The sequence below is a fragment of the Priestia sp. YIM B13490 genome (assembly GCF_042787735.1).
Classification (GTDB): Bacteria; Bacillota; Bacilli; order Bacillales; family Bacillaceae_H; genus Priestia; species Priestia megaterium.
Genome location: NZ_JBHZOT010000013.1, coordinates 22,872 through 49,008, shown reverse-complemented (window position 1 = coordinate 49,008; position 26,137 = coordinate 22,872). Strand labels below are relative to the sequence as shown.

Annotated in this window: 27 protein-coding genes and 2 pseudogenes; 3 read left to right on the top strand and 26 right to left on the bottom strand. The window is 36.5% G+C overall.

The genetic code is table 11. From position 1 onward, the window contains the following. Window position 1 precedes the first annotated feature (1 nt). From ACFX4R_RS24855 to ACFX4R_RS24830, 6 genes are all read right to left on the bottom strand, one after another. Window positions 2-1,351 carry an FAD-binding oxidoreductase gene (locus ACFX4R_RS24855; protein WP_322552125.1) on the bottom strand — a complete coding sequence of 450 codons (1,350 nt, stop codon included), beginning with the start codon at window positions 1,349-1,351 and terminating at the stop codon, window positions 2-4. 432 nt (window positions 1,352-1,783) lie between these two features. Further along, window positions 1,784-2,230, bottom strand: coding sequence for an SMI1/KNR4 family protein (locus ACFX4R_RS24850; protein WP_377570779.1), 447 nt, complete (start codon window positions 2,228-2,230; stop codon window positions 1,784-1,786). Between the two features lie 113 nt (window positions 2,231-2,343). Beyond that, entirely contained in the window at window positions 2,344-2,841 is a 498-nt protein-coding gene (locus ACFX4R_RS24845; RefSeq protein WP_377570759.1) for a hypothetical protein, read from the bottom strand. Between the two features lie 60 nt (window positions 2,842-2,901). After that, window positions 2,902-3,420: a SecY-interacting protein Syd gene (locus ACFX4R_RS24840; RefSeq protein WP_377570757.1), complete on the bottom strand. Its 519-nt coding sequence runs from the start codon at window positions 3,418-3,420 to the stop codon at window positions 2,902-2,904. A 33-nt stretch (window positions 3,421-3,453) separates the two neighbouring features. Further along, on the bottom strand, window positions 3,454-3,996 hold the full coding sequence (locus tag ACFX4R_RS24835; protein WP_322552128.1) for a SecY-interacting protein Syd: 543 nt from the start codon (window positions 3,994-3,996) through the stop codon (window positions 3,454-3,456). Between the two features lie 246 nt (window positions 3,997-4,242). Then, window positions 4,243-4,689: an SMI1/KNR4 family protein gene (locus ACFX4R_RS24830; protein ID WP_162214398.1), complete on the bottom strand. Its 447-nt coding sequence runs from the start codon at window positions 4,687-4,689 to the stop codon at window positions 4,243-4,245. A 195-nt stretch (window positions 4,690-4,884) separates the two neighbouring features. On the opposite strand from ACFX4R_RS24830, the pseudogene ACFX4R_RS24825 reads away from it, so the two are divergent. After that, window positions 4,885-5,144: pseudogene (locus tag ACFX4R_RS24825) on the top strand (IS3 family transposase); the annotation flags it as partial. A gap of 94 nt (window positions 5,145-5,238) precedes the next feature. Here the strand turns inward: ACFX4R_RS24825 and imm48 are convergent. The 5 genes from imm48 to ACFX4R_RS24800 all read right to left on the bottom strand — a co-directional run bounded on the left by imm48 (window position 5,239) and on the right by ACFX4R_RS24800 (window position 9,723). Continuing rightward, window positions 5,239-5,643 carry an Imm48 family immunity protein gene (gene imm48 / locus ACFX4R_RS24820; RefSeq protein ID WP_162214400.1) on the bottom strand — a complete coding sequence of 135 codons (405 nt, stop codon included), beginning with the start codon at window positions 5,641-5,643 and terminating at the stop codon, window positions 5,239-5,241. Between the two features lie 9 nt (window positions 5,644-5,652). Next, a complete protein-coding gene (locus ACFX4R_RS24815) occupies window positions 5,653-6,144 on the bottom strand; it encodes a hypothetical protein (protein WP_377570753.1) in 492 nt (163 codons plus the stop codon). 13 nt (window positions 6,145-6,157) lie between these two features. Beyond that, window positions 6,158-6,484 carry a SecY-interacting protein Syd gene (locus ACFX4R_RS24810; RefSeq protein WP_237075010.1) on the bottom strand — a complete coding sequence of 109 codons (327 nt, stop codon included), beginning with the start codon at window positions 6,482-6,484 and terminating at the stop codon, window positions 6,158-6,160. A 493-nt stretch (window positions 6,485-6,977) separates the two neighbouring features. Further along, window positions 6,978-7,529 carry an SUKH-4 family immunity protein gene (locus ACFX4R_RS24805; RefSeq protein ID WP_098196604.1) on the bottom strand — a complete coding sequence of 184 codons (552 nt, stop codon included), beginning with the start codon at window positions 7,527-7,529 and terminating at the stop codon, window positions 6,978-6,980. Between the two features lie 4 nt (window positions 7,530-7,533). Further along, window positions 7,534-9,723 (bottom strand): T7SS effector LXG polymorphic toxin, encoded by a 2,190-nt coding sequence (locus tag ACFX4R_RS24800; RefSeq protein WP_377570749.1) that lies wholly within the window; start codon window positions 9,721-9,723, stop codon window positions 7,534-7,536. Between the two features lie 546 nt (window positions 9,724-10,269). Between ACFX4R_RS24800 and ACFX4R_RS24795 the strand changes: the two genes are divergently transcribed. Then, window positions 10,270-11,229: a patatin-like phospholipase family protein gene (locus ACFX4R_RS24795; protein WP_377570747.1), complete on the top strand. Its 960-nt coding sequence runs from the start codon at window positions 10,270-10,272 to the stop codon at window positions 11,227-11,229. Window positions 11,230-11,319: 90 nt separating this feature from the next. Here the strand turns inward: ACFX4R_RS24795 and ACFX4R_RS24790 are convergent, their stop codons facing one another. From ACFX4R_RS24790 to ACFX4R_RS24770, 5 genes are all read right to left on the bottom strand, one after another. Next, complete coding sequence (locus tag ACFX4R_RS24790; RefSeq protein WP_377570745.1) at window positions 11,320-11,991, bottom strand: hypothetical protein; 672 nt, start codon at window positions 11,989-11,991, stop codon at window positions 11,320-11,322. A gap of 206 nt (window positions 11,992-12,197) precedes the next feature. Then, complete coding sequence (locus tag ACFX4R_RS24785; protein WP_165575041.1) at window positions 12,198-13,910, bottom strand: TcaA NTF2-like domain-containing protein; 1,713 nt, start codon at window positions 13,908-13,910, stop codon at window positions 12,198-12,200. Between the two features lie 79 nt (window positions 13,911-13,989). After that, window positions 13,990-14,901: a phosphotransferase gene (locus ACFX4R_RS24780; RefSeq protein WP_377570743.1), complete on the bottom strand. Its 912-nt coding sequence runs from the start codon at window positions 14,899-14,901 to the stop codon at window positions 13,990-13,992. Window positions 14,902-15,075: 174 nt separating this feature from the next. Then, complete coding sequence (locus ACFX4R_RS24775) at window positions 15,076-15,582, bottom strand: hypothetical protein (RefSeq protein WP_377570776.1); 507 nt, start codon at window positions 15,580-15,582, stop codon at window positions 15,076-15,078. Window positions 15,583-15,633: 51 nt separating this feature from the next. Further along, window positions 15,634-16,563: an ADP-ribosylglycohydrolase family protein gene (locus ACFX4R_RS24770; protein WP_165575039.1), complete on the bottom strand. Its 930-nt coding sequence runs from the start codon at window positions 16,561-16,563 to the stop codon at window positions 15,634-15,636. A 190-nt stretch (window positions 16,564-16,753) separates the two neighbouring features. Here ACFX4R_RS24770 and ACFX4R_RS24765 point away from each other — a divergent pair, with 190 nt between their 5' ends. Then, window positions 16,754-17,320: a DUF6434 domain-containing protein gene (locus ACFX4R_RS24765; protein WP_043983073.1), complete on the top strand. Its 567-nt coding sequence runs from the start codon at window positions 16,754-16,756 to the stop codon at window positions 17,318-17,320. Window positions 17,321-17,436: 116 nt separating this feature from the next. Here the strand turns inward: ACFX4R_RS24765 and ACFX4R_RS24760 are convergent, their stop codons facing one another. The 10 genes and pseudogenes from ACFX4R_RS24760 to ACFX4R_RS24715 all read right to left on the bottom strand — a co-directional run bounded on the left by ACFX4R_RS24760 (window position 17,437) and on the right by ACFX4R_RS24715 (window position 26,136). Next, the gene (locus ACFX4R_RS24760; RefSeq protein ID WP_165575038.1) at window positions 17,437-18,939 is read right to left on the bottom strand and encodes a malate:quinone oxidoreductase; all 1,503 of its coding nucleotides are present in this window, start codon (window positions 18,937-18,939) and stop codon (window positions 17,437-17,439) included. 746 nt (window positions 18,940-19,685) lie between these two features. Next, complete coding sequence (locus ACFX4R_RS24755; protein ID WP_377570740.1) at window positions 19,686-19,886, bottom strand: hypothetical protein; 201 nt, start codon at window positions 19,884-19,886, stop codon at window positions 19,686-19,688. A gap of 87 nt (window positions 19,887-19,973) precedes the next feature. Further along, window positions 19,974-20,366 carry an immunity 50 family protein gene (locus ACFX4R_RS24750; RefSeq protein WP_322552135.1) on the bottom strand — a complete coding sequence of 131 codons (393 nt, stop codon included), beginning with the start codon at window positions 20,364-20,366 and terminating at the stop codon, window positions 19,974-19,976. A gap of 113 nt (window positions 20,367-20,479) precedes the next feature. Continuing rightward, window positions 20,480-21,064, bottom strand: coding sequence for an HNH/endonuclease VII fold putative polymorphic toxin (locus ACFX4R_RS24745; protein WP_322552136.1), 585 nt, complete (start codon window positions 21,062-21,064; stop codon window positions 20,480-20,482). 383 nt (window positions 21,065-21,447) lie between these two features. Next, on the bottom strand, window positions 21,448-21,891 hold the full coding sequence (locus ACFX4R_RS24740) for a hypothetical protein (protein WP_377570737.1): 444 nt from the start codon (window positions 21,889-21,891) through the stop codon (window positions 21,448-21,450). Next, window positions 21,891-22,400 carry a colicin D domain-containing protein gene (locus tag ACFX4R_RS24735; protein ID WP_043983079.1) on the bottom strand — a complete coding sequence of 170 codons (510 nt, stop codon included), beginning with the start codon at window positions 22,398-22,400 and terminating at the stop codon, window positions 21,891-21,893. Before ACFX4R_RS24735 ends, ACFX4R_RS24740 begins: the two co-directional genes overlap by 1 nt. Before the next feature lie 6 nt (window positions 22,401-22,406). Continuing rightward, a pseudogene (locus ACFX4R_RS24730) lies at window positions 22,407-22,508 on the bottom strand (pre-toxin TG domain-containing protein); the annotation flags it as partial. 401 nt (window positions 22,509-22,909) lie between these two features. Continuing rightward, window positions 22,910-23,371, bottom strand: a complete 462-nt coding sequence (locus ACFX4R_RS24725) for a YrhA family protein (protein WP_043983082.1) — start codon at window positions 23,369-23,371, stop codon at window positions 22,910-22,912. A gap of 2 nt (window positions 23,372-23,373) precedes the next feature. Next, window positions 23,374-25,755, bottom strand: coding sequence for a T7SS effector LXG polymorphic toxin (locus ACFX4R_RS24720; RefSeq protein WP_377570734.1), 2,382 nt, complete (start codon window positions 25,753-25,755; stop codon window positions 23,374-23,376). 108 nt (window positions 25,756-25,863) lie between these two features. Further along, window positions 25,864-26,136 (bottom strand): DUF5344 family protein, encoded by a 273-nt coding sequence (locus ACFX4R_RS24715; RefSeq protein ID WP_016764504.1) that lies wholly within the window; start codon window positions 26,134-26,136, stop codon window positions 25,864-25,866. Window position 26,137: the final 1 nt, after the last annotated feature.

Here is a 26,137-nt window from a genome sequence, read left to right as displayed (position 1 = left end):
TTTAAAACCAGTTAATAAACGGCGGGATGCTCTGAGGGAAATGAAATAGATTGCACGGATCATATGCTCGTTTCACTTCTCGAAGCTTTTTAAAATTCTCTCCATAATAAGCTGTTGGCCAATCTCTGATGAACCGGTCCGGCCAGTTCACATAATCTCCAGTTGTATATCTCGATAAAGCATTTCTTAATTCTTCAATCCATCGAATGTTTGCTCGCTCTTCTGAAGGATGGCTCCATGTAGCAAGGTACTCCTGTGCGATAATAGCATCTCTATAATAGAAGGCCGTTTCATTAGAGCCAACCTCCTCCACTGCTCCTCCAAGAGACTGGTGCCAAATACTAGATTTTTCATTCGGAGCATTTTCTAAAAAATGCTTCATTGTTAAAATAGCGTCTTTTGGAAAAGGTTTATTAAGAAAAGAACCTGACCTTTTTCGAGGGGCAGGTTGGTTTCCGCTCGGATCGTCAAAAAATTGTACAGCTTCAATATATGAAACTTCCTTTATTACTACTTTTTTAGGACACCCAACATCTATTAAAGGCTGCAGGAGTTCCTTTAACTTGAATGATGAACCAACGAATTCACCTTGAGCGATAATCTGATTTGCTTCCTTGGATTTTAACTCAATCTCCGAAGTTAAACGCTTATCGGTATTTGTGGCCCAGTGCTGCCATGCATCAAAAGCAGCTTCGAAATCTTCCCATTCCCATGTAATTGAGAAGATTGACACCTTTGAGATAGGCTGCACTTTGAATGTAAGGGACGTAACAATACCAAAGTTTCCGCCTCCGCCTCCACAACAAGCCCAAAAGAGATCACTGTTGTGATTTTTATTTGCCTTAATGAGTTCAACTTCTCTCTGTTCATTTACTATGGCCATTTCAACTTCAACCAAATTATCACAGGTAAGCCCAAACAACCTTGATAACATCCCAATTCCTCCGCCAAGCACAAGGCCTACAAGACCAACACTGCTTTCCGTACCTGCAGGGACAGTCGTTCCTTTTTCCCATAATTCATTATATACTTTCCCTAGATTAGCTCCTGCTTCTATTTTCGCTGTCATGTCTTTAGAGTTGAACGTGATTCTATCCATTTCACTGACATCAATCACTAATCCACCGTTTACTAATGAAAAATTTTCATAGCTATGCCTACCGCTTCTTATTCGAAATGGGACATGATTTTCCTTTACCCACTTCAATGCATTTACTACATCGTTTGTATTCTGACAAAATACAATTATTCTTGGAAATTTAGGCACACCTAAATTATTATTTGTTCTAGCCTGATCATATTCCGCATCATCAGGTGTAACGATTCGTCCAGTAAGCTTTGTTTCCTCCACGATATAACCCCTTTCTCACATAATACAGATAAGATGCTCTATCCTATGAATTTTCTTCAAAAAAGACACACAGTTTAAAGGGAGGAAACAGAGAATAGAAAACTTACTGGAGAGGTTCTGGACAAGTGTGCTCATTTATTTTTGATGCATCAACTCTCTTGTTGTAGATAAGTTTTCAATTGAACAAATCTTTGCTATAGATTAAAGCTTTCCTGGCGGTGTTGTAAACCGCATAAATTGAAGTACTTTTTATTTCCTATTAAATTATTTAAAAGTGCTATATCACAGATTTTTTCCATTTGAGTATAGGGCAATTTATATTCTTTAAATGAATGATTCGCCTTCCAAAAATGAAACTTCTTAATTATATCTGCTAAAAAAACCATTGAGCTTAGCCAACGGTTTTTTAGGGTTCTTTATTTTATCTATTATTCAGATATCGTATCCTGCTAGATCAATATAGTACCTATCATCCTCCACCATCTTCTTCAAAAACTCTTCTAAAGAATCGGCAATTTTTATATCATCATAATAAATCGCATTGTTCTGTTCTTCACTTATTTCTATCAACAGCAAGGCACTTTCATTTGCTTCAAAAAATATTAATTTGCCTGCTTCAAGATCTTCGTAAAGTTCGATATCAGTGTAAAATTCAAAATCGTTTACTTTTAATCTAGCGTCCCTGATTGAAGAAGGCCCCATGATAAGGTTTACATTATATTCTGAACCCTGAAGGAAGCCATACCCCACCTCTAAAAGAAACTTGCTTAACTCAAAAGGAAACTTTAAGCCCAACGTTCCTTCTACTTCTTTAATATCACTTTCATATACGGGGTAAAATTGATTATCTTTTTGATCCGCGACAAAGTCGTACCTCATCATTTCCTCTCCTTTAGATCTTACACATACGTACACTCATTACACATTGCTTAACTTAATCCTCATCAGACAAAGCAAAAGCATCACTAACATCCTCTAATTCTTCCATGATGCTATTGAAGTCGCCCTCTATATGCAATAATTCCACCGTCTGGATAATCCCCACACCATCCACAAGGCAAATACCCGGATCTATGTAATTTAAATATGCTTTCAAAGAAGTTATTTTTAGTACCATTAACCGCTCTACTAATTGCACAATTGTTTAAATCTGCTACGATGTCTTCAAAAAAGGCGTCATAATCTTTTAGGCTCTGTCGTAAGTTTTTAGCTATAACTTTTACTATTTCTTCTAACTCACGAGGTTTTTCAGCGTCCGTTAAATCATAATATCCCTCCCATACGTCACTCATTTTTAATTCTCTAATGTCTTTCCAACTGTATTCTTCTTCACCATATACTTCTTCATATGCAAGATATTCAGCCTTACCATAATCGTATATTACTTGTATTTTATCTACATCTTCTTTTTCTAGAGAAACCTGGCCATAATTTTTTGATAGCTCAATGACCTCTTCTACTAAAGTATTAAACTTACCACCATTATTCATTACTTATGGAGCCGCCTTTCCAAATTGTGATTCTTTCTTTTTTCCGAATGAAGCCTTGTATCATAAACCCTTAATCAACCCCGAGAGATTTCTACTAATCCTTTTAAATGATTTTCTTTCATAATCTTCTAGCTTTACCTCTCCGCTTTTATTGTCTACCACTAACAGCAAACCGTTAGATTCTATCCCTATAGGAATGTTGACGAGGTGATGATGATGAGCTGCTTTATAAAGCTTTGTTTCTTGTTTGAAATCTTGTAATTCTACCCCCGGTACAACAGGATTTAATACTAAGTCATATCCATTGTAGGTTCCAGCCAGTTCTAAAAACCAGTAGGAATTAAAATCAGCCTTAATATCGGGATGCAGCTGAACGTTAAGTTCCTTTTCTACATCTTCAAAATTACTGTCCACCTCTTTTTTCAAAGGTTTCCAAGCTATATAGCCTTCTTCATCTTTTTCACCTTCAAAAATAAACTGTTCTGTTTCTTCCATCCACTCAGTCATAGGCAACGTACCATTAAAAGCTTTCCACTCTTTTAGTAATTTGGTAAAGTATATTTCCGTTGCTTGTTTCACATTTACTATTCCTTTCCTCATCTTCTCGATAAATTATGATTTCTTCAGCTTTATTTTTCTTATTAATTCCTCAAGGGAATGCTCCAATAATGTTAATTCGTTCGTTTCATAATCTTCTATATAAACTTTTCCGGTCTTATTATCTATGTTAATGGCCATTTCGTCCGGAGAAATAAAACCTATCTGTATGTATCTAAATTCCTTTCCTTGACTTTCATCATAATGCGCAAGATGTTTAAAATAACTTCGTACATCCTTACCCGGTTCAACAGGCTCAAGGCATATATATTTCGAATGATAAAGACCTTCTAAGCTTAAAAATAAATAACTGTTAAAATACTCTTTAATTGAATGATGCAAAGGCATTTCAATTTCAGCTTCAATCATACTAAAGTTTTCAACAGCCTTTTTTTCTACTGGCTTCCAAAAAACATACTCTTCTTCATCAGGCTCACTTACATATAGCATTGGATTTATCTCTTCATCCCACGGTGCCTTTGGAAATGTATTATCGTTTTCATTCCAATAATCTAGCAGTCTTTCAAAATAATCCGTCATTATCCCTTTTATACTCATCCTAAGTCTCCTTTATTTAAACTTACCGACTGAAATTTGCTCAATTTCTCCTTTTAATTTCCTCTTAAAGTTTTTCTCTTGGCGTTTTCTAATAATTAATAGAATAACTTTTTGAAATGTTCATCTTGTTTATACCATAGGTTTTAAAGTTTCAGACATCCCTCTATACATTTAAACATAATAAAAAACCTTGAAAGGTATAGAGCCAATCAAGGGTAAATAACTTAACAACCATATAGATTAATTTTAAAAGTCTTCGTCCCAATTTTCTTTGGCATCAAGAAGTCTATTTGTTAAAAACTCATAAAAGTTATCTGCTCTTTTGCCACTATATCCATCAATTCTGTCCCACGACACAACTACACATTCAGCGTCAATTAGGTTTTCAGTATCTAAACAATATACAAACTCTTCACAGTTTTCAACAACTACGTATTGAATTGGCAATCCAATGTTCCGAAATCTTTCAGTGTTTGTTATTACAGATGGAGTTGCGGATTTCCCCCAGCCAAGTATATCTACTCCAAACAGTCCTCCAGAACCATAATTTTCAAGAAACCAGATATAACTATCCGGAAATTTCACTTTAAGTGCTTTTTCAACTTCTTTAATAATTTCGTCTAAGACTCCTCCAGTAAAATCGTTAATCTTAGAATTGAATTGAATAAATTCACTGATTTCTTTTTGGTTCAAATTATTTCTCTCCTCATTAAAATCCTCTACAATAAGTTCTTTTGAGACCTCTATATAGTGCAGTAGACTATCCAATAAAGTGTATTATATTCTTAAACATATTTATCAATGTATCATAAACCGCTAATCAAAATCTACACTTAACCCAGCTAGTGTTTCTTACGGTAACAGCCTCAGCACTTTCGTATTTAATGATATAGTAATAAAGAAATCCCCTATTCCCTAAATCAACAAGGAATTACACAGAGTATGTCACGAAAATGGAGTTGTTGTGACAATGGTATAGTCGAATCTTCTTTGGAATTATGAAGTCTGAACCTTTTAAGCAATTTGAAAGTGTTGAACATTTTAAAAAGGAATTGAAGAAGTGTACTTACTATAAGCATAGAGGGATCAAAACAACATTAAAAGGCATGAGTCCAGTCCAATACCGAACTCATGCCCTGCAAGTTGCCTGCCAAAATAACCTGTCTAACTTTATGGGATCACTTCAAAACTTAAGGCTCTTTTCAGATTATAGCTTACTAATATTTAATGGATAAAAGTTCTTTAGGAACCACTTTTAATTATATCTATTATATTATGAATGTTTTCTTTTAATTCTTGATTCCTATTCTCTTTATACTGATGATATGCCTGAATTCCCCTATGAATAATAGCATTCATAGTAGGATGAAACGACTTATCTGTACACTCAATTAAAAAATCAAAAAACTCTGCACTAGCTGGGGGAGAATAAGAAAATACTTCTATAAGTATATTTATGGTAGCTCCCTGAATCTGTATAGCATCTTTTTTCTCTTTAAGAGAATAGCCGTTTATCATACCGAAACAAAATGTCGATACAACTTGTTTTTCTTGTTCATCTAAATTTTCCGGGGGTAATTGACATATTTCTAAAAAATGATTAACCACCTTTTTCATCTCGCTATAATATGCTAAATTACGCTCCATTTTTTCCTCTTAATATACTAATATCTTTCCATTTGGATAATCTCCATCCCATCCACAAGGAATATGACCACTTAAATAGATGTCTAACATACTAGTATAAAAATCTGAATTATAATATTTCTCATATGTAAGCACCATAATGATGTTGATAATATCAAATTTAACAGAATTCACTATATCACTTGATAACCCTAATATGCTTACTTGGTTTTCGATTTTATCAACAACTTTAGGTAATACCTCTGTTTTAACTTCTCTCACTAATACATTCCAATTTTTATTATACAGCTCCGGTTTATTCTTGGCTAAATAACCCGTTAAATTATTTCTCTCTTCAAGACAAATATTTTCCCATTTCACTCCTTTTACATTCTTATTAACTACTTTTTTATTTGATAAATAAGAATAATTACTTCCTTTTGGAAGATTAGTTTCAACTCCACAGTATTCTAGCCAATTATTAGATGTTATCGCTTCAACTACGGCATTATTTAGTTCCATATAGTTTTCTCCTCTATTTATTCTTCAATTTTATTTCTTCTATTAATTCTTGAAGAGAATGTGCCGCTAAATTCAATTCATTCGTCTCGTAATCCTCTATATAAACTTTTCCTGTCTCGTTATCTACGTTAATTGCCCTCTCATCTGGAGAAATAAAACCTATCTGTATATATCTGAATTCATTGCCTCGGCTTTCTTCATAGCTCTTCAAGTTTTTAAAATAAGTCAATAAATCTTTATCTGGCTCAACAGGTTCAAGGTATATATAATTTGAATGATAAAAACCCTCTAAGCTTAAAAATAAATAACTATTGAAATATTCTTTGATTGTTTCATGCAAGCGTATTTTACACTTTCAATTGTGTCAAAGTCTTCAACATCTCTTTTTTCTATTGGCTTCCAAAAATATACTCTTCTTCGTCAGGCTCACTTAAATATAGTACCGGATTTATGTCTCCATCCCACGGAGCTTTTGGGACTCCATTATATTTGTCATTACAATAATCTAGTAATCTCTCAAAATAATTCGTCATTGCACCTTTTACTTTCTTAAGTCTCCTTCATTAATCTTTCCATCACTTTAATTTCCTTTTTTCATAACCCTTTACACTACATAGATGTAACGAATCTAAAACGACTATTGCTAATTTTCAGTTGTAATAACCATTTCTCTAAAACAAAAAACATCACTCGTGAAATTCAAGTGATGTTTTTGCACAAAATCCAAAAGTATTTCCTTAATTATAAAAAGTTTAAAATATAAACCTTTTAATGTATTAAATCATCCAGCTACATACTTTACCGCTTTTCTATATGAAGTTTTTTAGCATGATTTATTCATAAAAATTCTCAACTTCAATAGGCCAAAAATACCCGTTTCCCATACATTTAGGGTCAATTTTATTTAATTGTTCTTTTAACCAATTAATTACGGATTCTGGTATATCGTTATCGATAAAAGCATCTTCACCATTTATTTGAATTGCCTTATCAATCATTCTTGAATATACTAATAAACATTCGGCAAATTGATTTATGGAAGAATTAATAAATACTTCTTTATAGTCATTACCATTATTAAGAAACACCACATTTTCTGTTTCTTTTATTATACATATTGGATCACCAGAACCAGTTGACCCTAAAAACCAATAGTTTTGAAACTCTTCTGGCATACTGAATATACTTGTAATAGAATTTAATACCCCTTGTGAGGAAGTAAAATCCAGATACGGTGCGGGAGTTTCAGGTAAACCTCCTATAGATAAAAACTGTTTTACTTCATCAGAAAAACCTGTGTTTACTAAAGCATCATATTCAAATTTTATTAGGGGCCCGTCTTTTTCAACATTCCATTTCTTATTAAACTCTTCTGGTAAAATCATTTTCTCACCTTCCTGAATTATTTATAAAAGTTTCCAATCTATTTGCAATTTTATCATCTATTCCAGTAATTCCCCACTCCTTTTCAACATTATGAATACCACCATATCCTGGATGCAAGCTTTTCGGTAAAGCTGCCGCTTGGCCACCCTCTCCTATATGATGATGCCTCATAGAATCTTTTATATAATCACCGTACTGAGGAAAATATTCTATGAATTGTTTATCAACCACAGGAACTCTCCCCCTTTTTATCATAGCTGTATTTTCTGGACTCCAAAATTCAGGATTACTTTTAAGCAATGTATTAAAAAACTTTTTTGCATTTCTCTCCCATCCCGCAGCATTAGTTCCTGCATTACCTTTACCTTTAAAATTCATTTCAACTACAAGTCTAGGATCAACTAAATATTCTATATCATAATCTGTTAAATCTCTGCCTTTATATCCTCGAATTTGATCATATTTTCCATCATTACTCCATCTAGGAATATCAAATGATTCCTTGTTGTTAGTTACACATCTATCTAAATGAAGATGTTGCTTATCTACTGACAGATCGACCGTTGATTTTTTAAACGAATCAACCTTTCTCTTCTCCACCTTACTAACACCATTCGGCTCCTTTATAAACCTTCCATTACCATCACGCCAACGTTTTCCATCAAAGGACTCTTTTCCTATAAAATGCATCGTATCTTTAGCCGTACTCTTCAACACATCCCGTACAGTTTGCTGCGCAAAGTCTACACTCACACCCACTGGTGCTTCCTGCGGTAAAAACCTCGGTACTTTTGCATCTAATACAGCATCATACATTTTCTTGGCTTTATCAACACCAGCTGCCGGCATGTTTCGCATTGCCCGCTGGATGTCTTTTCCGTATTTAGTCACTTTAGTCGTACGAACTACGTTGCGCATATCATTGAACTTTTTCGTGACTGTCTGTGCACCTTTTTCAACAAGCTGAGTGGATGCTTTTGAAGCGAGTACACCACCTGCCGCAATCCCAAACGATTGAAACAAACTAGCCTGTTGCTGCTTTTTTGTAAGCTTATTTCCTAATACATCTTTACCTGTTGTATACTCGTACATTCCATTCGTTAATACAAGTCCGTACAGCCCTTTTTCTGTTTGTTCAAGCGCTTTGAAAGCTTTAGGTGTTTGATAAAGAGCCATCGCATGGTGCGCGGCACTCATGCTTTTTGCGGTTTTGTAGACGACACTGGCTCCTTTTACCGCTCGTCCCGCCCAGCCTACGAACGGGATAAATCCAGCCGCTGCCATGGCTCCAGCCGTCACTCGCTGCGTTGTAGAAAGCTTTGTATGCGTAACGGGATCGACTCCCTCTACGGCTCGCTTATAATCATAGTATCCAGTAAGTTCTCCTGCAATGTCCAGTCCTTTTTCATACCATGGTTTATTGGCCTGAATTTGTCGTTGCCTTTCGGCTTCAATGGCTGCTTTTCTTTCTTTAATTTCTTGTTTTTGTTCAGCTTTTCCTTCTACATAACCTGAAGCGCCTTTATCAATTTGCTGCTGTGTTTTGTATGCTTCACTATGTTTGTAAGCTTTGGCATCAAAAGTGAGCTGATAAGCGCTGCCACCTTGAGAAGTCAGTTGTTCTAAACCATTTACGCTAAATTGAACGGATTCATAGAAAGAATTTAACATTTCATATTCACTTGAAAGTTGATTATCCAGTTCTTCTACTGCGGTAATAGTTTCTGTTCTTTTTTTCTCAGCAGCGCTTAACTCATCTTCAAAGGCCTCTGTGGGAAAGGGTGTAATATGTATAATATCTTCAATATTGCTTAAAATCGCTTCAAGTTCAGTGTGCTGCTGTTCGACCATTTGCTTAGAGCGATCATTAGCAACAGCCAGCTCTTGCTCTAAAAATGATACGTCTACAACCGTATCACCTTTTAATTTAGCTTGTTCCGCATAATCTGCAATACTATTAAAATAGGATTGATGTGAAGATACAAGGCTTTTCCAATGCGTAACCATATCTACTTGTGATGCATAAAAGTCTTTTATACTGTCGGCACCTTTCCCTTGAAATTCATGATCGAGTGTAGCCACGGCATGAAGGGCTTTTTTTAATACATCTAGCTGTTCATCAAATGCTTTGTAAGCCTCCACTCTGTCTTTTGCATAAGCTAAAAGCGTACTGTCTTCATATACTTTTCCCATTAAATACCCTCTTTTATTTTATGATTAATATATCTCTGGTTTGAGTTTTTCCTCTATTATCCATTATAAAACTGCTAATACACTATCTAAATAGGATAATAATCCCTTTTGTAAGCTAGTTGATTCATTAAAAAGGATATAACTTCAAAATAAAAGATAATAGTCATAGGTATAAATATTTATTTTCAGTTTGAATGCTAAGCAAAAATACCTTACTTAACCATTAGATCGCATTGTTTCTAATTACTTTCTTACAAACCCCTCTAATCCGAAAGCTAATTTACAGTATACCATCCTATTATTCTACCAAAAAAGCTATATTCACTCTAGAAATGCTTGTTACACTCTGACTATACACTGCAGAAAATTAACGAAAACTGTCTTTCTCGTATTTTTTTATACTTGATGAAGTTCCTTTTGGCAATTCTCACCTCTATAACCTAACTTCTACATAATTAGTAAAAGAGATACTCATACCTCTCCAACACATCAAATAAACATATACAGAATGATACCTCTATTGGGATTCGAAAGGAGAAATAACCTTTGACAAAATATAGAATTATAACCTTTGATGGAGGCGGTACTTTAGGTGCTTTAAGTTTACAGCTTTTGAATAGATTAGCTCATCAAAATCCAAAGTTAATTAGTGAAACCAATGTTTTTTCAGGAAATTCCATTGGCTCATTCACTGCTCTTGCGTTAGCAAGCGGAAGATCACCAGAAGAGACGTTTCAGTTTTTCAAAGATTACATCTTACCGGCGTTCAGCGTTTCCCGACCGGGCGGACCTGTTTTTAACCAACAACTACCCTATTCTGGTTTTATTAAAGCCATACGAACGTTTTTCCCCCGAGACCTTCGTCTTAGAGACTTAGAGAAACGAATTGTTGTGCCATCCTTTCACTTATTTTCACCGGAGCTGAATCGTTGGAATCCTGTGTTATTTCATAATTTTCCTGGTTCTCCCTATCTTAATGAAAAAGCAAGTGACGTAATACTTAGGAGCAGCGCTGCACCCGCAACACAAAGAGCTTATCAAAACTACGTGGATGGGTATACAGTAGCAACTAACACCAGTACAGCTAGTATCGCGTTTGCAGTGGGAGAAGCAAAGCAGCCGCTGGATCAAATTTCCGTATTATCCATCGGAACAGGTGAACAGCCAACTCAATTAAGAAGAGATACAAAGGGATGGGGAATGGTAAGTGCTGATAACATACGTCCTGAAGATATGGAGGACCTGCCGCCAAATTGGGGAGTGCTTTTAGACCGATCGCCTAATGAACCGTTGCTGCCGTTTCTTCAGATTATCTCTGGTGGATCGAGCTATTATGAATCAATGGTCAGCTCTGAGCTTTTAGGCGATCAGTTTTTCCGGTTAAATCCGCGGATTCCTAATTTCTCTAAAACGGATCCTTCTGTGGTACCCGCTCTTATTTCAATTGCTAATAAAACGAATTTACGGCCTGCGTTTCATTTCATTGAAAAAAACTGGAATTGCTAATATTTTTTAAGGAGAGGATTGAAACATGGAATTTGTTGTTTTATGAACACAAATTCCTTCTTCATTTTTGCCTGCTTCCCCTATTAGATATTAGAACTTTACGCTTTTCAGCATTTTAAAAATGAATTTTTCTTGTTTTTCCCCTTGTTTCTCTGTTAAATGATCTCCAGTGTATTTGTAATAAAGCTCGATTACTTTATCCGTATTTTTATCTGCTATATATGCTACGTAGGTATTTGGAACATACTTAATATTGTTCTTTACAACTTTTTCTTCAGTTCCTTTAAAATATGTATATGCTGAATCGTAATATATACTGATATACGCTGTTTCTATCTTTTTTGGTTGATTCACATGTAGGTTCTTTTTGAACAGACTCTCTACATTTACCTCCTCATTTTCTTTTACCTTCTCTGCCAGTTCTACGTTCATGTATGAAATTTCATTTTTATTATTAAAGAAATTTTCGGAAGAAGCCACCCATCGCTCATAAAACTGACCGTTGATAGCATAGTCTTCTTTATTTTCATGAATTAACTGATACTCCTCTGGAAACCACATCGTATACTGCCCTGTCTTTGACTTAAACTCGTAAAACTCGTTATCTGCTTTTTTGCCTTTATCTAAGAATTCTCGTGTAAAGTGATCATTAAAAGCGGGGACGTTTGGATAACTGATTTCATTTATCATCCATATACCTCCTATTAAAATAGTAGCTCCAGCAATGACTGCACTAACTGTTTTGATACGTTTTTTCAGCATAGTACCTCCTTTTACTTATGTTACGACCTATATTTTATACACGTTCGATACTACCATACTTCTACTAGAAGAAACATGAACACAATCAATGAAAGACTCACAAATAGTTCCTACCACTCTATAAAAAAGAAAAAACCGACTCCAACCACAACAACCGCTAGTCCCCAAAAGGAACTAACGGTTATTCATAACCTCTCAGAAACCGCTCACTCTTCCACCGGCTTCTGCTCATCTGTTAACGTATCAATTTTAGTAATTTGAAGTTTGTCCTTGCCAGCGACTTTCACATGATAAATTCGTTCTTTTTTAAACTGCGTGCTCGCGTCGTATGAGTCGGTGAATGTGTACACTTCGTTTGTATAAATGCTGTAGGTTCGGTCATCATGTGACTCTGTTTTTGTCACTAAAAATTGATTGTTAGCAAACGATACGTTTTTTCCGGCTAAGGATGTAATATAGCTTTTTAACTGCTTATACACTGGCTGATCCGAGTCGATATAGGGTGCCATCCCACTAAAGTCTCCGCTGTTTAAGCTTGAAAAGTAAGCAGCTTTATAGGAGATAAAAAAGTTTTCAAGCTCTGTTTTGCTTACGTCAGCTGGCTTAGGTTCTTCATTTTTTAACGGCTTGGTGTTGGCCGTAGCTTTTACGTCTGCGTCTGTTTCCGCCGTTTGATGGTCACGATTCATATATACAATCGTCAGTAATAAGACAAGGACGATAGCTCCTCCTATTAAAATAGGAAAAGTGCGTCGTGATGATTGCTGCTTTTTGAGCACGGGAAAGTCTGCGTAGGATGGCAGTGTAACAGGCTCTATATCTACCTTTAACCGAGCTAACGGCTTTGGTATTTCCATGCTTTTTACACTCCCAAGCGGCTGAAGTGCTAAAAATTCTTCGTAGGTAACAATAAATTCGTTTACTGCTATTCCTTTATACATGCCGTAAATTCGATTCCACAGTTCCTGACACCTAGTATCCTTTATATCCTCACTCAGTTCGTTAAAAAATGGTCGTGATTTTTTAATAAAAGCCGCTAACCACGTTTGATGAACGTCGACTTTGTGGACGGCATGTAGGTCGTTAAGCGATTGCTTTAACTTGGCGTGTTCATTTGCATCGTTTTGGCTAATGACTTCCATACTGCGTTGCGTTTCTTTCAGCACAGTAGAAAGACGCTTACTCATTTTTTCTTGCAAGGCATCAAACTGACTGTGAACATCAGGCCAGTGAAGTTCGAGTAACTGTTTTTGTGCAGTCGTGGCTTTTCGAATAATTTCATTTAGCTCATGCTGCTTTGTGCGAAAAGCGGTCGCTTTTTGTTTGGTCACTACTTTATTTTTACTTAGCTGATGCCATTCTTGCTTTAAACTCTTGTCTTCTTCGAGTACTGTGGCTATCGCTTGTTTTACATGTTCATGCTTTTTTTGAAAGTCAACGAACGCGGGCAAATAAGCATTCCAGCTTTCCTTCATTTCTTTTAACCATGACGTGTTAGCGTGTTTTTCTGTTAGTTGAAAAAAGTCGTTTCTAAACGCTATCATATCCGCTTCAGAAAAAAGTTCTTTTCCGAAAAGCTCTGTCACATTCCTATGTATGCTTATTAATTGTTCAATCTGTCTCGTATTGCTTTGACGCTTTTTTATGTACTCGGGATAGTCGCTTGAAAGAAACGTCACCATTGTATATTCACTGTTGTTCATGTTGTACTCTGTACGTTCTTTTTCCAGTTCGTCATACACTTTCTGCAGATGACGTTCTACTATGGAGAGAAATTTTTCTTTATCCATCCCCTCTACTTCTTCTTTTAGCATGTTTAAAGATTCCGTTTCTCCAATAAGAGATGTTTTTTCTTTATATAGCTGTATCCATGCTTCTAGCAGCTGCGCTGCTGATTCATTCCAGTGGCTTGTATTCATTGTTTGCTTCACCTGTTGTTTTTATTTTTATCCTTTTTTAACTATACAGGAATTTAACAAAAATTCTATTACAGTTTTATTACTCTTGAAAAATCAGGTTCAAGCTTTCAAGAGCCGCTTCTAGTGTTTGTTTGTCTCCTTGATCGTAGCTGTTTGCCACTAAGACTACAGTTGTAAATACAGCTTTCCATTTTGCCAGTCTGTGTGTTTCTTCGTCTACTTTTCCGTATTCTTTAAAAAAACGTACTCTTCCTTTAGGAGGTAAAAAGCTGTAGGCAATCGCTAGGTCAACTGCCGGATGACCAATATGAACATCTCCCCAGTCAATGATGCCTGAGACCATATTGTTTTGATCAACAATCATGTTTTTAATATGAAGATCTCCGTGAACAAGTACGTTTTTTTCTTGATAGTGAATTTCTTGTATGTCATTTACATAGTCTTCAAGAACCCCTTGGTTAGAATAAAGGTTACGCTCTTTCATTTGCTTAACATACTTTTCTAACGCCGGCTTTCGCTTCATCATATCCAGCCTATTTAATTCATCAAACGGCACACAAAGTTCTTGCGCTTTTGAATACGGATAGTGATGTAGCGTACGAAGAAACCTTGCCAATACAGAAGCAGATTGTATGCGTTTCTCTTCTGTTAATCTCGCAGGCGGAGTTCCTTGCACGTAGTGATAGCCCGTAAAAGGCCAAGGATAGCCTGCTGTATTCGGCTTACCGAAAAAAATGGGCTCTGCAATGGATAGCGGCAGCTGAGAAGCAAGGCTTGGTAAAAGCTGATTTTCTGTTTTTAATAGTCCTACTGCGAGTTCTCGTCTTGGAAACCTGAAAACAAAGCGGTCGTTTACTTGATAAACCGTATTGTCAAAGCCGTAGCCAAGCAGCGAAATTTTAGCGGGCGCAAGTTCTGGAAACTGCGTCTCGGTTAGCGTTTTGGCAAGCGGTGCTGATACGATTTGTTCTGCATCCCATGTATTTGGCACTGTGATCACCTTTCTTTGATGTTTAGTTTGTATGTAAAGTATACTATAAATAATTTTGCCCATAAAAACCCTCTGACGCAAAGCCAGAGGGTTTCAGTCAATATATAAATAAGATAGTTGCCTTAGAACGGCGCACCCCATTTCTAAGTTAGTAGCCTACGGTACGTTTACTACTTAATACGTACACCAAAATACCTCATCGACCGTTTCTTCAACGTGCTCCACCTTAATAAAGTTCAATAAAAGGTCAGTTCGGTCATTTCCTGTATACTCATTTTTGTCAACATTATAAAATTGAATAAGCTCCACCTTGTACATACCGTTTTTAATATCAATTTTATACTTAGAACAGTTTTCATCAGGCACTAACTGATCTTCAAACTGGGCGGCCATCGTAAGGCAGTCATAATCTACGAGATAAAGCTGATGATTAGTTACATTTATATAACCTGTTGCTTTCCTAAAGTATGTATCTATATCCGACTCTGTTCCAATCTTCACTTCTACGTTCCAAGAGTGTTCAATTCCTTCTTCTGTCATTTGACATACTAGGATATTTCTCTTTTTCATTTCACTGCCGAAATGGTTCAGGAGCTGATCTAGCTCCCAGTCCTCATCGACAAATGATTGGTAGTCTTTTGCATTTGCCACTCCAATAAAATTGGTATCGCCAAAATTCATAGAAAATTTCATTTTATCTCCTCTGCTCTTTAAAGTAATTTTTATGATCTATTAACATATATCCGCAAACTTCTTACACGCTTTCTCTAACTCTTCCTTTTTAGCAAGCTGACAAACCCACTCTTCAGGAATACCATCCAGCTGATAATATGCTCCTGCCATAGTACCTGTAATAAAGCCTATTGTATCTGTGTCTTCTCCTAAATTCACAGCAGTAAGTACAGCTTCTTCGTAGTCATCGCTTTGCAGAAAAGACCAAAGAGATGCTTCTAGCGAGCTGACGACGTATCCAGTTGACCCGATTTCATTTCTCGCTGCGTGCGGCAAGCTTAGGTTTAACACTCGTTCATACGCAGTGAACTCTGCTTCATACTCCGTACCTGTTAACTGCTTTTGACAAAGATTTACCGCTTTTTCATATGCTTCAAAAGGCTGGTCGCCGTCAAGAAGACAAATAAGCAGCTCCACGTATATAATGCAGCCAAGCGTAGAGCGCACATGGCGGTGCGTGACGTGAGCAATTCTTTCTATTTCTTCTTTTCTTTTTATAAAGCTAGGTTCCTGACGTAGTGTAAACGCAAGCGGAGCAATACGCATAAGCGCTCCGTTTCCGTTGTCGTATTCAGCACTTCCTCCCCACTCTTCTTTAGGAAGCCCGCTTTTATAGCGGCGAATCGCTTCGCTTGTGGCAATGCCAATATCAAACATTTCTCCGTACGGCGTCCAGTAGCCATTCGCCCAATAGCTCGCAAACTTTTGCATCAAATCATATTCATCTTGTTTGTCTAGTAGATTATCAATCAAGCACATCGTCAGAGATGTATCATCTGACCACGTTCCTTTAGGCTGGTTGTATGTACCGTAGCCTGTCATAGTTGTGATCCGAAATGTATCGCGTTTTTTAAACTCAACTGGAACGCCTAAAGCGTCTCCAACAGCTCCTCCTAGAATCGTAGAAAGGACTTCTTTATGTAGCGTCATGCAATCAACTCCTTTTTCTTATTGTAATTGTTTGATTTTGGAATTTGCAAGAGATCTCTTGCCTAGATGCTTTTTCTTCTTTATAAAATAGGAAGAAATATAAAGACATCCCTTCATAATTCTCTAAAACAATTGACCACCAAGAACAAACGTTCTATGATTACTTTGTAAATATATGGAGGTGAAAACAATGAGACCCGAACTTACAAAAAATTTATCTATCAATGACTTCACGGATTTTTACTGGCTCAAAACCGAGCTGCAGAAATTTTGCCGTGAAAACAACATGAGCCCCTCTGGATCTAACATGGAACTTTCAAAAAGAATTGAAGTGTTTTTAACAACCGGTGACACTCAACACTCAGGAGCACCTTCTAAAAGACGCTCGTCCTCTAAAACACAAGCGCCGCTAACATTAGATACCGTCATTGGGGAAAACCACCGCTGCAGTCAAGAAGTACGGGCTTTTTTTAAAGAAGCCATTCATCCTACGTTTCATTTTTCCACGTATATTCAAAACTACCTTAAAGAAAATGTAGGGAAAACCTATCGAGATGTGGTAAAAGCGTGGCATGAAGAAGAAGAACGAAAAAAGCAGCCTTCTTATCAAAAAGAAATTGCGCCTCAGTTTGAGTACAACCGCTTTATTCGCGATTTTTTTAACGATCCGAAAAACAAAGGAAAAAGCCGCGATGATGCAATTGTAGCGTGGAAGCATTTGAAACTTCAGCCTGGAAGCAATCAATACCACTCTTAAATCAAACTCTACATAAATAAAGAGCATTAAAACACCACCTCAAGAAAAGGTGGTGTTTGTGCACGCCTGTAGATTTCTTCACATACGCATGTGCTGTTTGTTACGGCGTAAAATCTTTAGCTATAAACAGACTCTTTTTTAATTAAACCAAGCGTCTGTGAAGTGGACGCATGAATTTCGTTAAAGAAGTCTGGATGATCAACTAATGACATGCCATAGGAAGGAATCATTTCTTTTATTTTTGGCTCCCACTTGTTCATGTTTTCTGGGAAGCATTTTTCCAATACTTCAAGCATAACGTGAACCGCCGTTGATGCACCAGGCGAAGCGCCAAGAAGTGCAGCAACAGAACCATCAGCCGCACTTACAACTTCTGTACCAAACTGAAGCGTTCCTTTTCCTCCGGCTTCCGTGTCTTTGATTACCTGAACACGCTGGCCTGCTACAACGATATCCCAGTCTTCGCTTTTAGCGTTCGGGATAAACTCACGCAGTTCTTCCACACGTTTTTCATTTGATAACAGCACTTGCTGAATCAGGTATTTCGTTAACGCCATTTCTTTGACGCCTGCTGCTAGCATGGTTAAAATATTATTCGGTTTTACAGAACTGATTAAATCCAAGTTTGAACCTGTTTTTAAGAACTTTGGTGAAAAGCCGGCAAACGGGCCAAACAACAGCGTCTTTTTGTTATCGATATAGCGTGTATCAAGATGCGGAACTGACATTGGCGGAGCTCCGACTTTGGCTTTTCCATATACTTTCCCGTGATGCTGCGCAATGACTTCAGGGTTATTGCATACCATAAATAATCCGCTTACCGGGAAGCCTCCAATATGCTTGGATTCAGGAATACCTGTTTTTTGAAGTAAAGGCAAGCTTCCGCCTCCGCCTCCGATAAAGATAAACTTTGCCGTGTGGTACTCAACTTTGCCGCTGTCTACATCTGCGACTTTTACTTCCCACATACCGTCACTTTTACGTTTAATATCTTTTACACTTCGTTTGTAATGAACGTGAACCCCTTTATTCTTCAGATGGTCAAACAACATGCGTGTTAAAGCACCGAAGTTTACGTCTGTTCCCGAATCAATTTTAGTTGCGGCAATCGGTTCATTTGACGTGCGCCCCTTCATGATTAGCGGAAGCCATTCTTTTAGTTTGTCAGGACTGTCGGAATACTCCATTCCTTGAAACAACGGATTGTTTGACAGCGCTTCAAAACGCTTTTTCAGAAACGATACATTTTTTTCCCCTTGTACCAAACTCATATGCGGAATTGGCATGATAAAATCTTGCGGATTGCGAATCAACTTGCTGCTTACCAGATAAGACCAAAACTGTCTTGACAGCTGAAACTGCTCGTTAATTCGGATCGCTTTTGTTATATCTATAGATCCATCAGCTTTTTCTGATGTATAGTTTAGTTCGCACAGCGCAGAATGGCCCGTCCCTGCATTATTCCATTCGTTCGAGCTTTCTTCCCCTGCGTCTGCGAGTTTTTCAAATACTTTAATGTCCCATTCAGGTGCTAACTCTTTGAGTAATGATCCCAAAGTTGCGCTCATGACTCCGGCACCAATTAAGATAACGTCTGTTTTTTTCTGTACGTTGCTCATTATAACCTTCCTCATCCCCTATATTTGTAAAAAGATGTAGGCGCTCCTGCTTACGTAGTAAAAAAATTCAGGTGCGACCTAAGAACACACCTTTTTCTGTCTCACTTATAACTATATCACAGTATAATTGTCTGATGATTATAAACTATTCAAAAATGATAAAAAAGTGAGAAAATCGCCCACAAATTCCAAAAAACTTATTAAATTCCGTCTGCATTTTCTTTTATTAGTAAACTTTTATACCTACTTCTAAGTGGCAAAGCATTGATTAATAAAATAACAAACTATTCCAAAAATTCAGCTTAAAAACCAAAATAACTGTCTTGAAAATTTCACCTACTATAACTATACTCATTTGAAAGAACAAACAGCACTATAATTAGAAATGCCTTCATTCTTTTTGACTAGTTATACGTAGACGTATATATGTATAGAGCACCGGCTCGTCCAGGTGCATATTTAGAAAAATAAGTATATATTGCAATGGCTAATTTTCAGCTCATATTGCAAGTTACAATATCTATGTCATATAACATACCATGAAATAAGTGAATAAGTAAATGATTATTCAGAAATTTATGTTATAAAACCTAACATGTATGTTGACTTTTACATAGGACATACTTAACAGTAATTTACGTGCTCCTTTTATTTTAAATTTGTTTAATTACTTTATTTATGAGCCATGGTTGTGGCTGAGTTCAATTAAAATAAGCCACGATTAGCACGTGACTTATTTTTAATTCTTATTGAGCTGGTTGAATATCATCTTGTGTAAACGTCCAAACACCACGATTTTTACTAAAACCGCTAAATTCAAACTTAAAATCGCCTTCTTTTGGTATATCAAACGTTGCAATACCGCTTTGTTTTTCTCCTGGTGAAATATTTCCGTTCAAATGATTCTCTGTGGCACCAGAAACAACCTTGGCATTGTCCATATTCATCTAAATAAATTATTCTATCTATCGTGCGCTCTGAATGCAAATACAAAGTTTTTTTGTTCTTATACTTATGCCTTTTTTAATAAATTCTTATGGTGTACCTATTAAACCAGGATTTATTTGTTCAATCCTTGCCCAGTCAAATAAACACGTAATAGACATTCTATTAGTACATTGAATTTTTATAGATCCCCCTTCCCCAATATCTTCAATTTCGAATTCCTCAATTTCATTAATAGTTCCAAATGAATTGATTTCCAATTCTTTCACACCCAAAAATGACATTTCAATATATACTATGTCCCATTCCCCCCACCGTTTAGGCTTATTTTTTACAATCTCTTTAGTAGATAATTGAATAAATAATGTCGGACCATCTCTTTTTATTTGAACACTCAATAATTCAGAATTGTTAAATATTGGCATCCTACCAAAAATGCCTGTAACTGCTTGAGGGTTCATTATCCTACTCGAGTTAATCATATATACACTCCTCTATTTCTATTAATACGTTGTCTATCTCTTACACGCTTTATAATTAATCAAGACTATATCTCTGATATAAATACAATACATATCTACATGAAATATATAACCTATTTTTTATTTCTTTTATTAAAATAATAATGATCCTCCATTCCTTCTACTTTACCAGTTCTTGTATTCTCTGGAGGCCTTACATTGTAATGAGATGGCTGATCACCAATCCCCCCTTCTCCAAACTTATGACCTGCTGAATGATCCTGTATTATTACTGTTTGACCATTTATTTCGTATGTCAATTCTCTTGTCATTACAGGCTGTTTCATCTCATTTAATATTCTATTTCCTGCTCCATCAGTTAAAGGAACCATCTTTTGACTTATAGGGTGTTGTGTCCTTGGTATACCTAACTGTTTTTTTATTTCATTTAGACTAGCATTTCTATATTCTTTAAAATTCCCATCTGATTTTTCAGGGTTACCCCTACCCTTACCACCTGGCTTTTCCACTTTCTCCAACGCATTCGACTGCCCTTTTGAAACACGTCCAATCTTATACGTCGTTAACCCATTTAACGCTTCACCAAAGGTCTTTCCAGGTAAAGCCTTTCCTATCCCTACCAGTTGAGGTTGAGGACGTAAAGTCGGTATCTCAGCATCTAGTAAAGATTGAAGCTGCTTCTGAACAGGTTCATACACCTTCTTCGACCAATTGCTTGCTGCTTGTGCGCTAAATCATTTGTTCAAGACCTACTTCATTTATTACGTTCACTTGTTTTTCTTTTCTTGTCAAGGTTAGTTAAATCCAGGCTTACTCCTAGTTAGCTACTCTCATTACTTCTTGATCACTACATCTATTCTTCTTTGGATACCTTTTTATCGAATCCAACTTTATAAAAAAACCTTGAAAGGCGTTTAGCCAATCAAGGTAGTAATAAGAAATGTTAACATAAATATTTTTCTTGTCTATGTTCGTAAAATCTCATTTCCCAGCATGAATTTCATAATTTTTTCTTTTATGAAAATTTCAGCAAATCATTCATCCATCCTAAAGTGGAAGAACCGTCTCTTCCTAATTAACACTATTCAAACATTACACCAAAACTAACATTTTCAAAATTCAAATATGCGTTGCAAATATCAGAAGTATAATAGGGTTCAAGTTCTCGAATTTTTCTTGAAGTAATAAACAATCCAAATCCTGATATATCGTTACAATTTTTTTCAAATACTTGGATTTCCGTATCTGTTTCATCATTAGCTACAATCATTTCCACATTTTGGTTAACTAATTGAATAACCTTTTCATGAATCTTAATCAACTTATCAATTTCTATGTATATATTTCCCTTTAGAAATTCTATGTCAATTATATCAAAATCAGTTTCATAATATTTACGATCATCATATTTATAGCTATTTACTTCTATATTTTTATCATATTGTTTCTTAAATATATTGCAAATCACTTCAATATCTTCTTTCTTTAATTCATGTTCTGAGAGAAGGGTATTAACTAACCTCACTATTTTACAACTCCTTTCTCAATTAAATATTTGTATTGTGAATCACTTAATTTGAAAACTGTATTCATAGTTCCATCTAAGTTAATACAAGTCCATTGTTTAGTAGTTTCGTTGTAAATATGCGTTCCTTCAACGTTTCTATATTTACCTTGTTTTTGAACTCCAGTATCAATCAGCTCTGAAACATCGTTTTTGAATAATTCCACACTAGATTTGCTACCATCAGGATAACTTCCAAAATCATTTCTGTGTTTACTGAAAGCTTTATCTATTGAACTTTGTTTGAATACAACATCATCAGCATTGTTGACAAATTTAACCGTACCCTTAGAAACAGCCGCCTGATCATGTCCCCCTTCAACACCCGCATTACCACCAGGCCTTTCCACTTTCTCCACAGCTTCTGACTCACCCTTGGAAACATCTTTAACCTTATGCTTGGTTACGGTCTTTTCTGCTTTGTTTACACGAAGTACGTATTCTGCTCCTTCGCTTCCGTATTTCACCACTTTCCCTGGCACCCTCGCAAAGCCGCCAAAGACAATTCCTGCTCCAGAAACAGAATGGTCAAAATGAGAGAGTTCATCGCCAGTAACAGGGTCGTACCTACTTCCTATCCACCTTTTACATTGGAAATCAAAGGCACCATATCTAATGCAAAAGAAACAGTTCCTAGACCGTCCTTTTGTTGCTTTTTGGCTTCCTCCTCATATACACTTCTTGCAATTTCAGGCTTTTTATCATTCGTATATATCTATAATAGATGAATAGATGCTTATTTAATTTTAATTTCACTATATATGGGATTTAAGTGATGCAGCTAACTTTTATGACAAAGAAATTTTAAAAAAACTTATAAAAAAACAAATAAACCTTGAAAGGCCTATAGCCAATCAAGGAATAATTTAAAAATCATTTTTTGTTTCTATAAATTCATCATGTAAAAGTCTGATGCGATTTCAGTCCAGTAAGTTCAATCAATAATACGGAACTATAAAAAATCATACTAAGGATTTCATCACAAAAGAACTGTTTCAAATGCATCACCTAACAGGGAATCAAAATTTTCAAATGACTGAATTAAAGTTCCTGAAGGTTTATCGAGTTCAACATATAAACTCTCTGTTAAATCATAACAGTACCATGCTGTATCAGAATCCCCCAAAAATATATATTGCTTTTGCCAACCATTTTCGTACCAAAGCTCGTTTGCTTCAATAAAACCATAAATGTCTTCATCTACTTCCTTATCTAGTAAAGCTTTATCAACACCATATATTACTAAACCATTAAAATCTAATCCATTTACATTTTTCAAAAATTCAATATATGATTCGGGTAATGTCATACTCCCTAATTTCTCTTGAATATTATGATTTAATTTCATAATATCTCTATCTGATGCTGGACTTCTAAGTGAACTTCCGTATTTTTCTTCAACCTTTTCTATTTCCCTCAACAAATCTTTCCACTCGGGCATATCTACTCTTCCCTTCTTTTAAAAGGTTTTAGGGGATAAACATCATCCTCAAACATTGGCCAATCTATAGTTTTACTTTGTTTTGGTGCCAAACCTCTTGTTAAAGAGTTTTGTTGATTAGTAACCGCTTTATGATAAGGATCATTCTTTATTAATACTAAGTTAGTAAAAGCATTTGTACCACCATCATCTAAAGGTAAATTGTGATGCACTTGCCATCCTTTAGGATTAAGTCCATCTTTCATTCTAGCAATATCACCTTCACCCAGACCAGCTTCTCTAAGATATTTAACTCTTACAGAGTCGTTAGCAAATTCTTTAAGGAAATTTTTCCTAATAGAACTATTAAATTTCTTCCTAAGCTTAGCTGTTTCTTCAGGAAGTCTTTTAGTATAAATGATTTCTTCTACCTTTACACCATTTAAATGAATTTTCTCTCCTTTTAACGTTCCTATAAAGTAATCATCTTTTTCACCATTTCCTCTACCCTTAACCACTGCCCTTTGATCATTGATCTCCTCAACATCCCTCTTGCTCTTACCACCAGGCTCTTTCACTTTCTCCAATGCTTTGGACTGACCTTTCGAAACATTCCCCATCTTATACGTCGTTAATCCAATTAACGCTTCACCAAAGGTCTTTCCAGGCAAAGCCTCTCCTATCCCTACCAGTTGAGGTTGAGGACGTAAAGTCGGTATCTCAGCATCTAATAAAGGTTGAAGCTTCTTCTGAACAGGTTCATATACCTTCTTCGACCAATTGCTTGCTGCTTTTGGGCTGACGACATTTCGCATATCGCTTAGTGTTTTGGTCGCTTTATGGGCAGGTACACGCGGAACGTTTGTTACTTTTGGAACGGATTTTACGGCTCCTGCGGGTTTCGCTCCTCCAATTACGCTCGCAAACAGAAACATGCTGTTTTCCCAGTGCTCTTTTGAAAGAGGTTTGTCCGGATTAAGTGCCTGCTGCCCTACATCTAAGAGTCCCATCGTTGCGTGATTGACAAAGTCATACGGTGAATCAAACGATTTTTCTCCTCGCTCAATTAAGCCTTCTTTGAAGGAAACAGCGCCATCAAATCCGCCCATCGTTATATAGTTTCCAAAGTCATACAAGGAGTTGTACCGTTTATCTGCTCTCTCTCCCATACCGGCCCAAACGTCTTGTGCTACGCCTTTAGTACCCGTAACTGTACCTTTTGCTAAAGTTATAGCACCTTCTCCTACGTCCTTGACTACAGCTTTTATACCAGTTTCTTCTTTTTTAGCCGCAGGGTTCTCGCAGATTTCTGTAAAGTCAAAGGATTCAGCAGTTTTTTCAGGTGTCACATCTCTAATCTGCCCCTGACGCACCACCGACTGCATAAGCATTCCCTCAACGCCCGTAGCGTTTTGAAGAATCTGTTGAGACGCTAGCATGCCCACAGTTGAAGAATCGTTGAGCGCCTGCAGGTATGGGCTTTTTTCAAGTTCCACTGCTTGCTCTGCAGGTGACAGTTCCGCTAGTTTTTTCATGTTAGCAGGTGCTGTATCCTGCTGAATTTGCGTTAGCACTTCTCTTATGTAAGGCGAGGTTTTTTCAAGCTTGTGAATTTCTTTTAACTGTTCAGCAGGCGTCATTGCCTGAAGCTGAATCAGTTTTTCAAGACCTACTTCCTTTATCACTTTCTCTTGTTTTTCTTTTCTTGTCAAGGTTGTTGGAATGCCTTTTTCAAAAACCGAGACGCCTCCTGAATCGGTCATCGCTTTTTTCGCCAACGCGCTCAGCTCACTTACATTGCCTGGCTGAATGGAACCATTGTGAAACCCAGCTTTCACTTTAGAAAGCAGCGAGTTTAAAGACGTCAGCTGATCTTGAATGGCTGAAAGGCTTTGCGTTTGCTGTTCGTCAAAACGGACTAAATCATTCATCGTTTTGTCCGCTTTGTTTTTTGCTTGTTCTACTTCTGTTAAAAAACCTTGGTCGTTAAGCGCTGAAACAGAAGCAAGGTGACTGACTTTTTGAATCGCTGCATTCGCTTGATCGACAAGCGAGACGGTTGTATTTCTTGTTTGATTTAAATGCGCGGGAATAGTGTCTTGCAGAAAGGGCTGCGTGATGTAGCCGTCTTCGCTCGGTTCGAATGAGCGCAGCGCATGTGTGATTTGAGTTAGTCGAGCTTCATAGGAAGTGAGTAATGAATGATACAGCGTTAAAAAAGAAGCATGTCCCGTTTCGTAAAAAGACCGAATCGCTTCTCCTCCTTTTCCTTTAAACGCATCATCTAAGCTTGAAAATGCCTGAACCTGTGAAATCAGGCCCTGAATTTGTTCTTTTTGACTTTTAATAGAGTCTAAGATAGCTTGAATATTTTCGTGAAAAGCATCGACATCAAGTGTTTTCAATAACCTGTAACCTCCTAGCTGTATCGATGTAGAAAACCTTTTTATTTGAATGCCAAATCTATGCTGGTTGAAAGGTTGTTTTTGATAGCTTTATATAAAATATGAACATTATTTAGCGGCGTTTGCAGCTTTTTCATCTGCTTCTTTTATGGACTGCACGGATTTTTTAGTGGCGTTCAAATCATCGAGGAGCGTTTGCTTGTAGTCCACAATTAACGTTTGAAGCTGCTGGTTCAACTGGTTTAATTCATCGAGCACCGCTAGTTCTTGTCCACTTCCTACGTGAAACGGAAAAAGCGGCTGAAACTGCTGCGCAGCAGCGCTTAGGTCACTAAGCGTTCTATTAATTTCACCATCTATTACTTTAATTTCGTCTGCCATA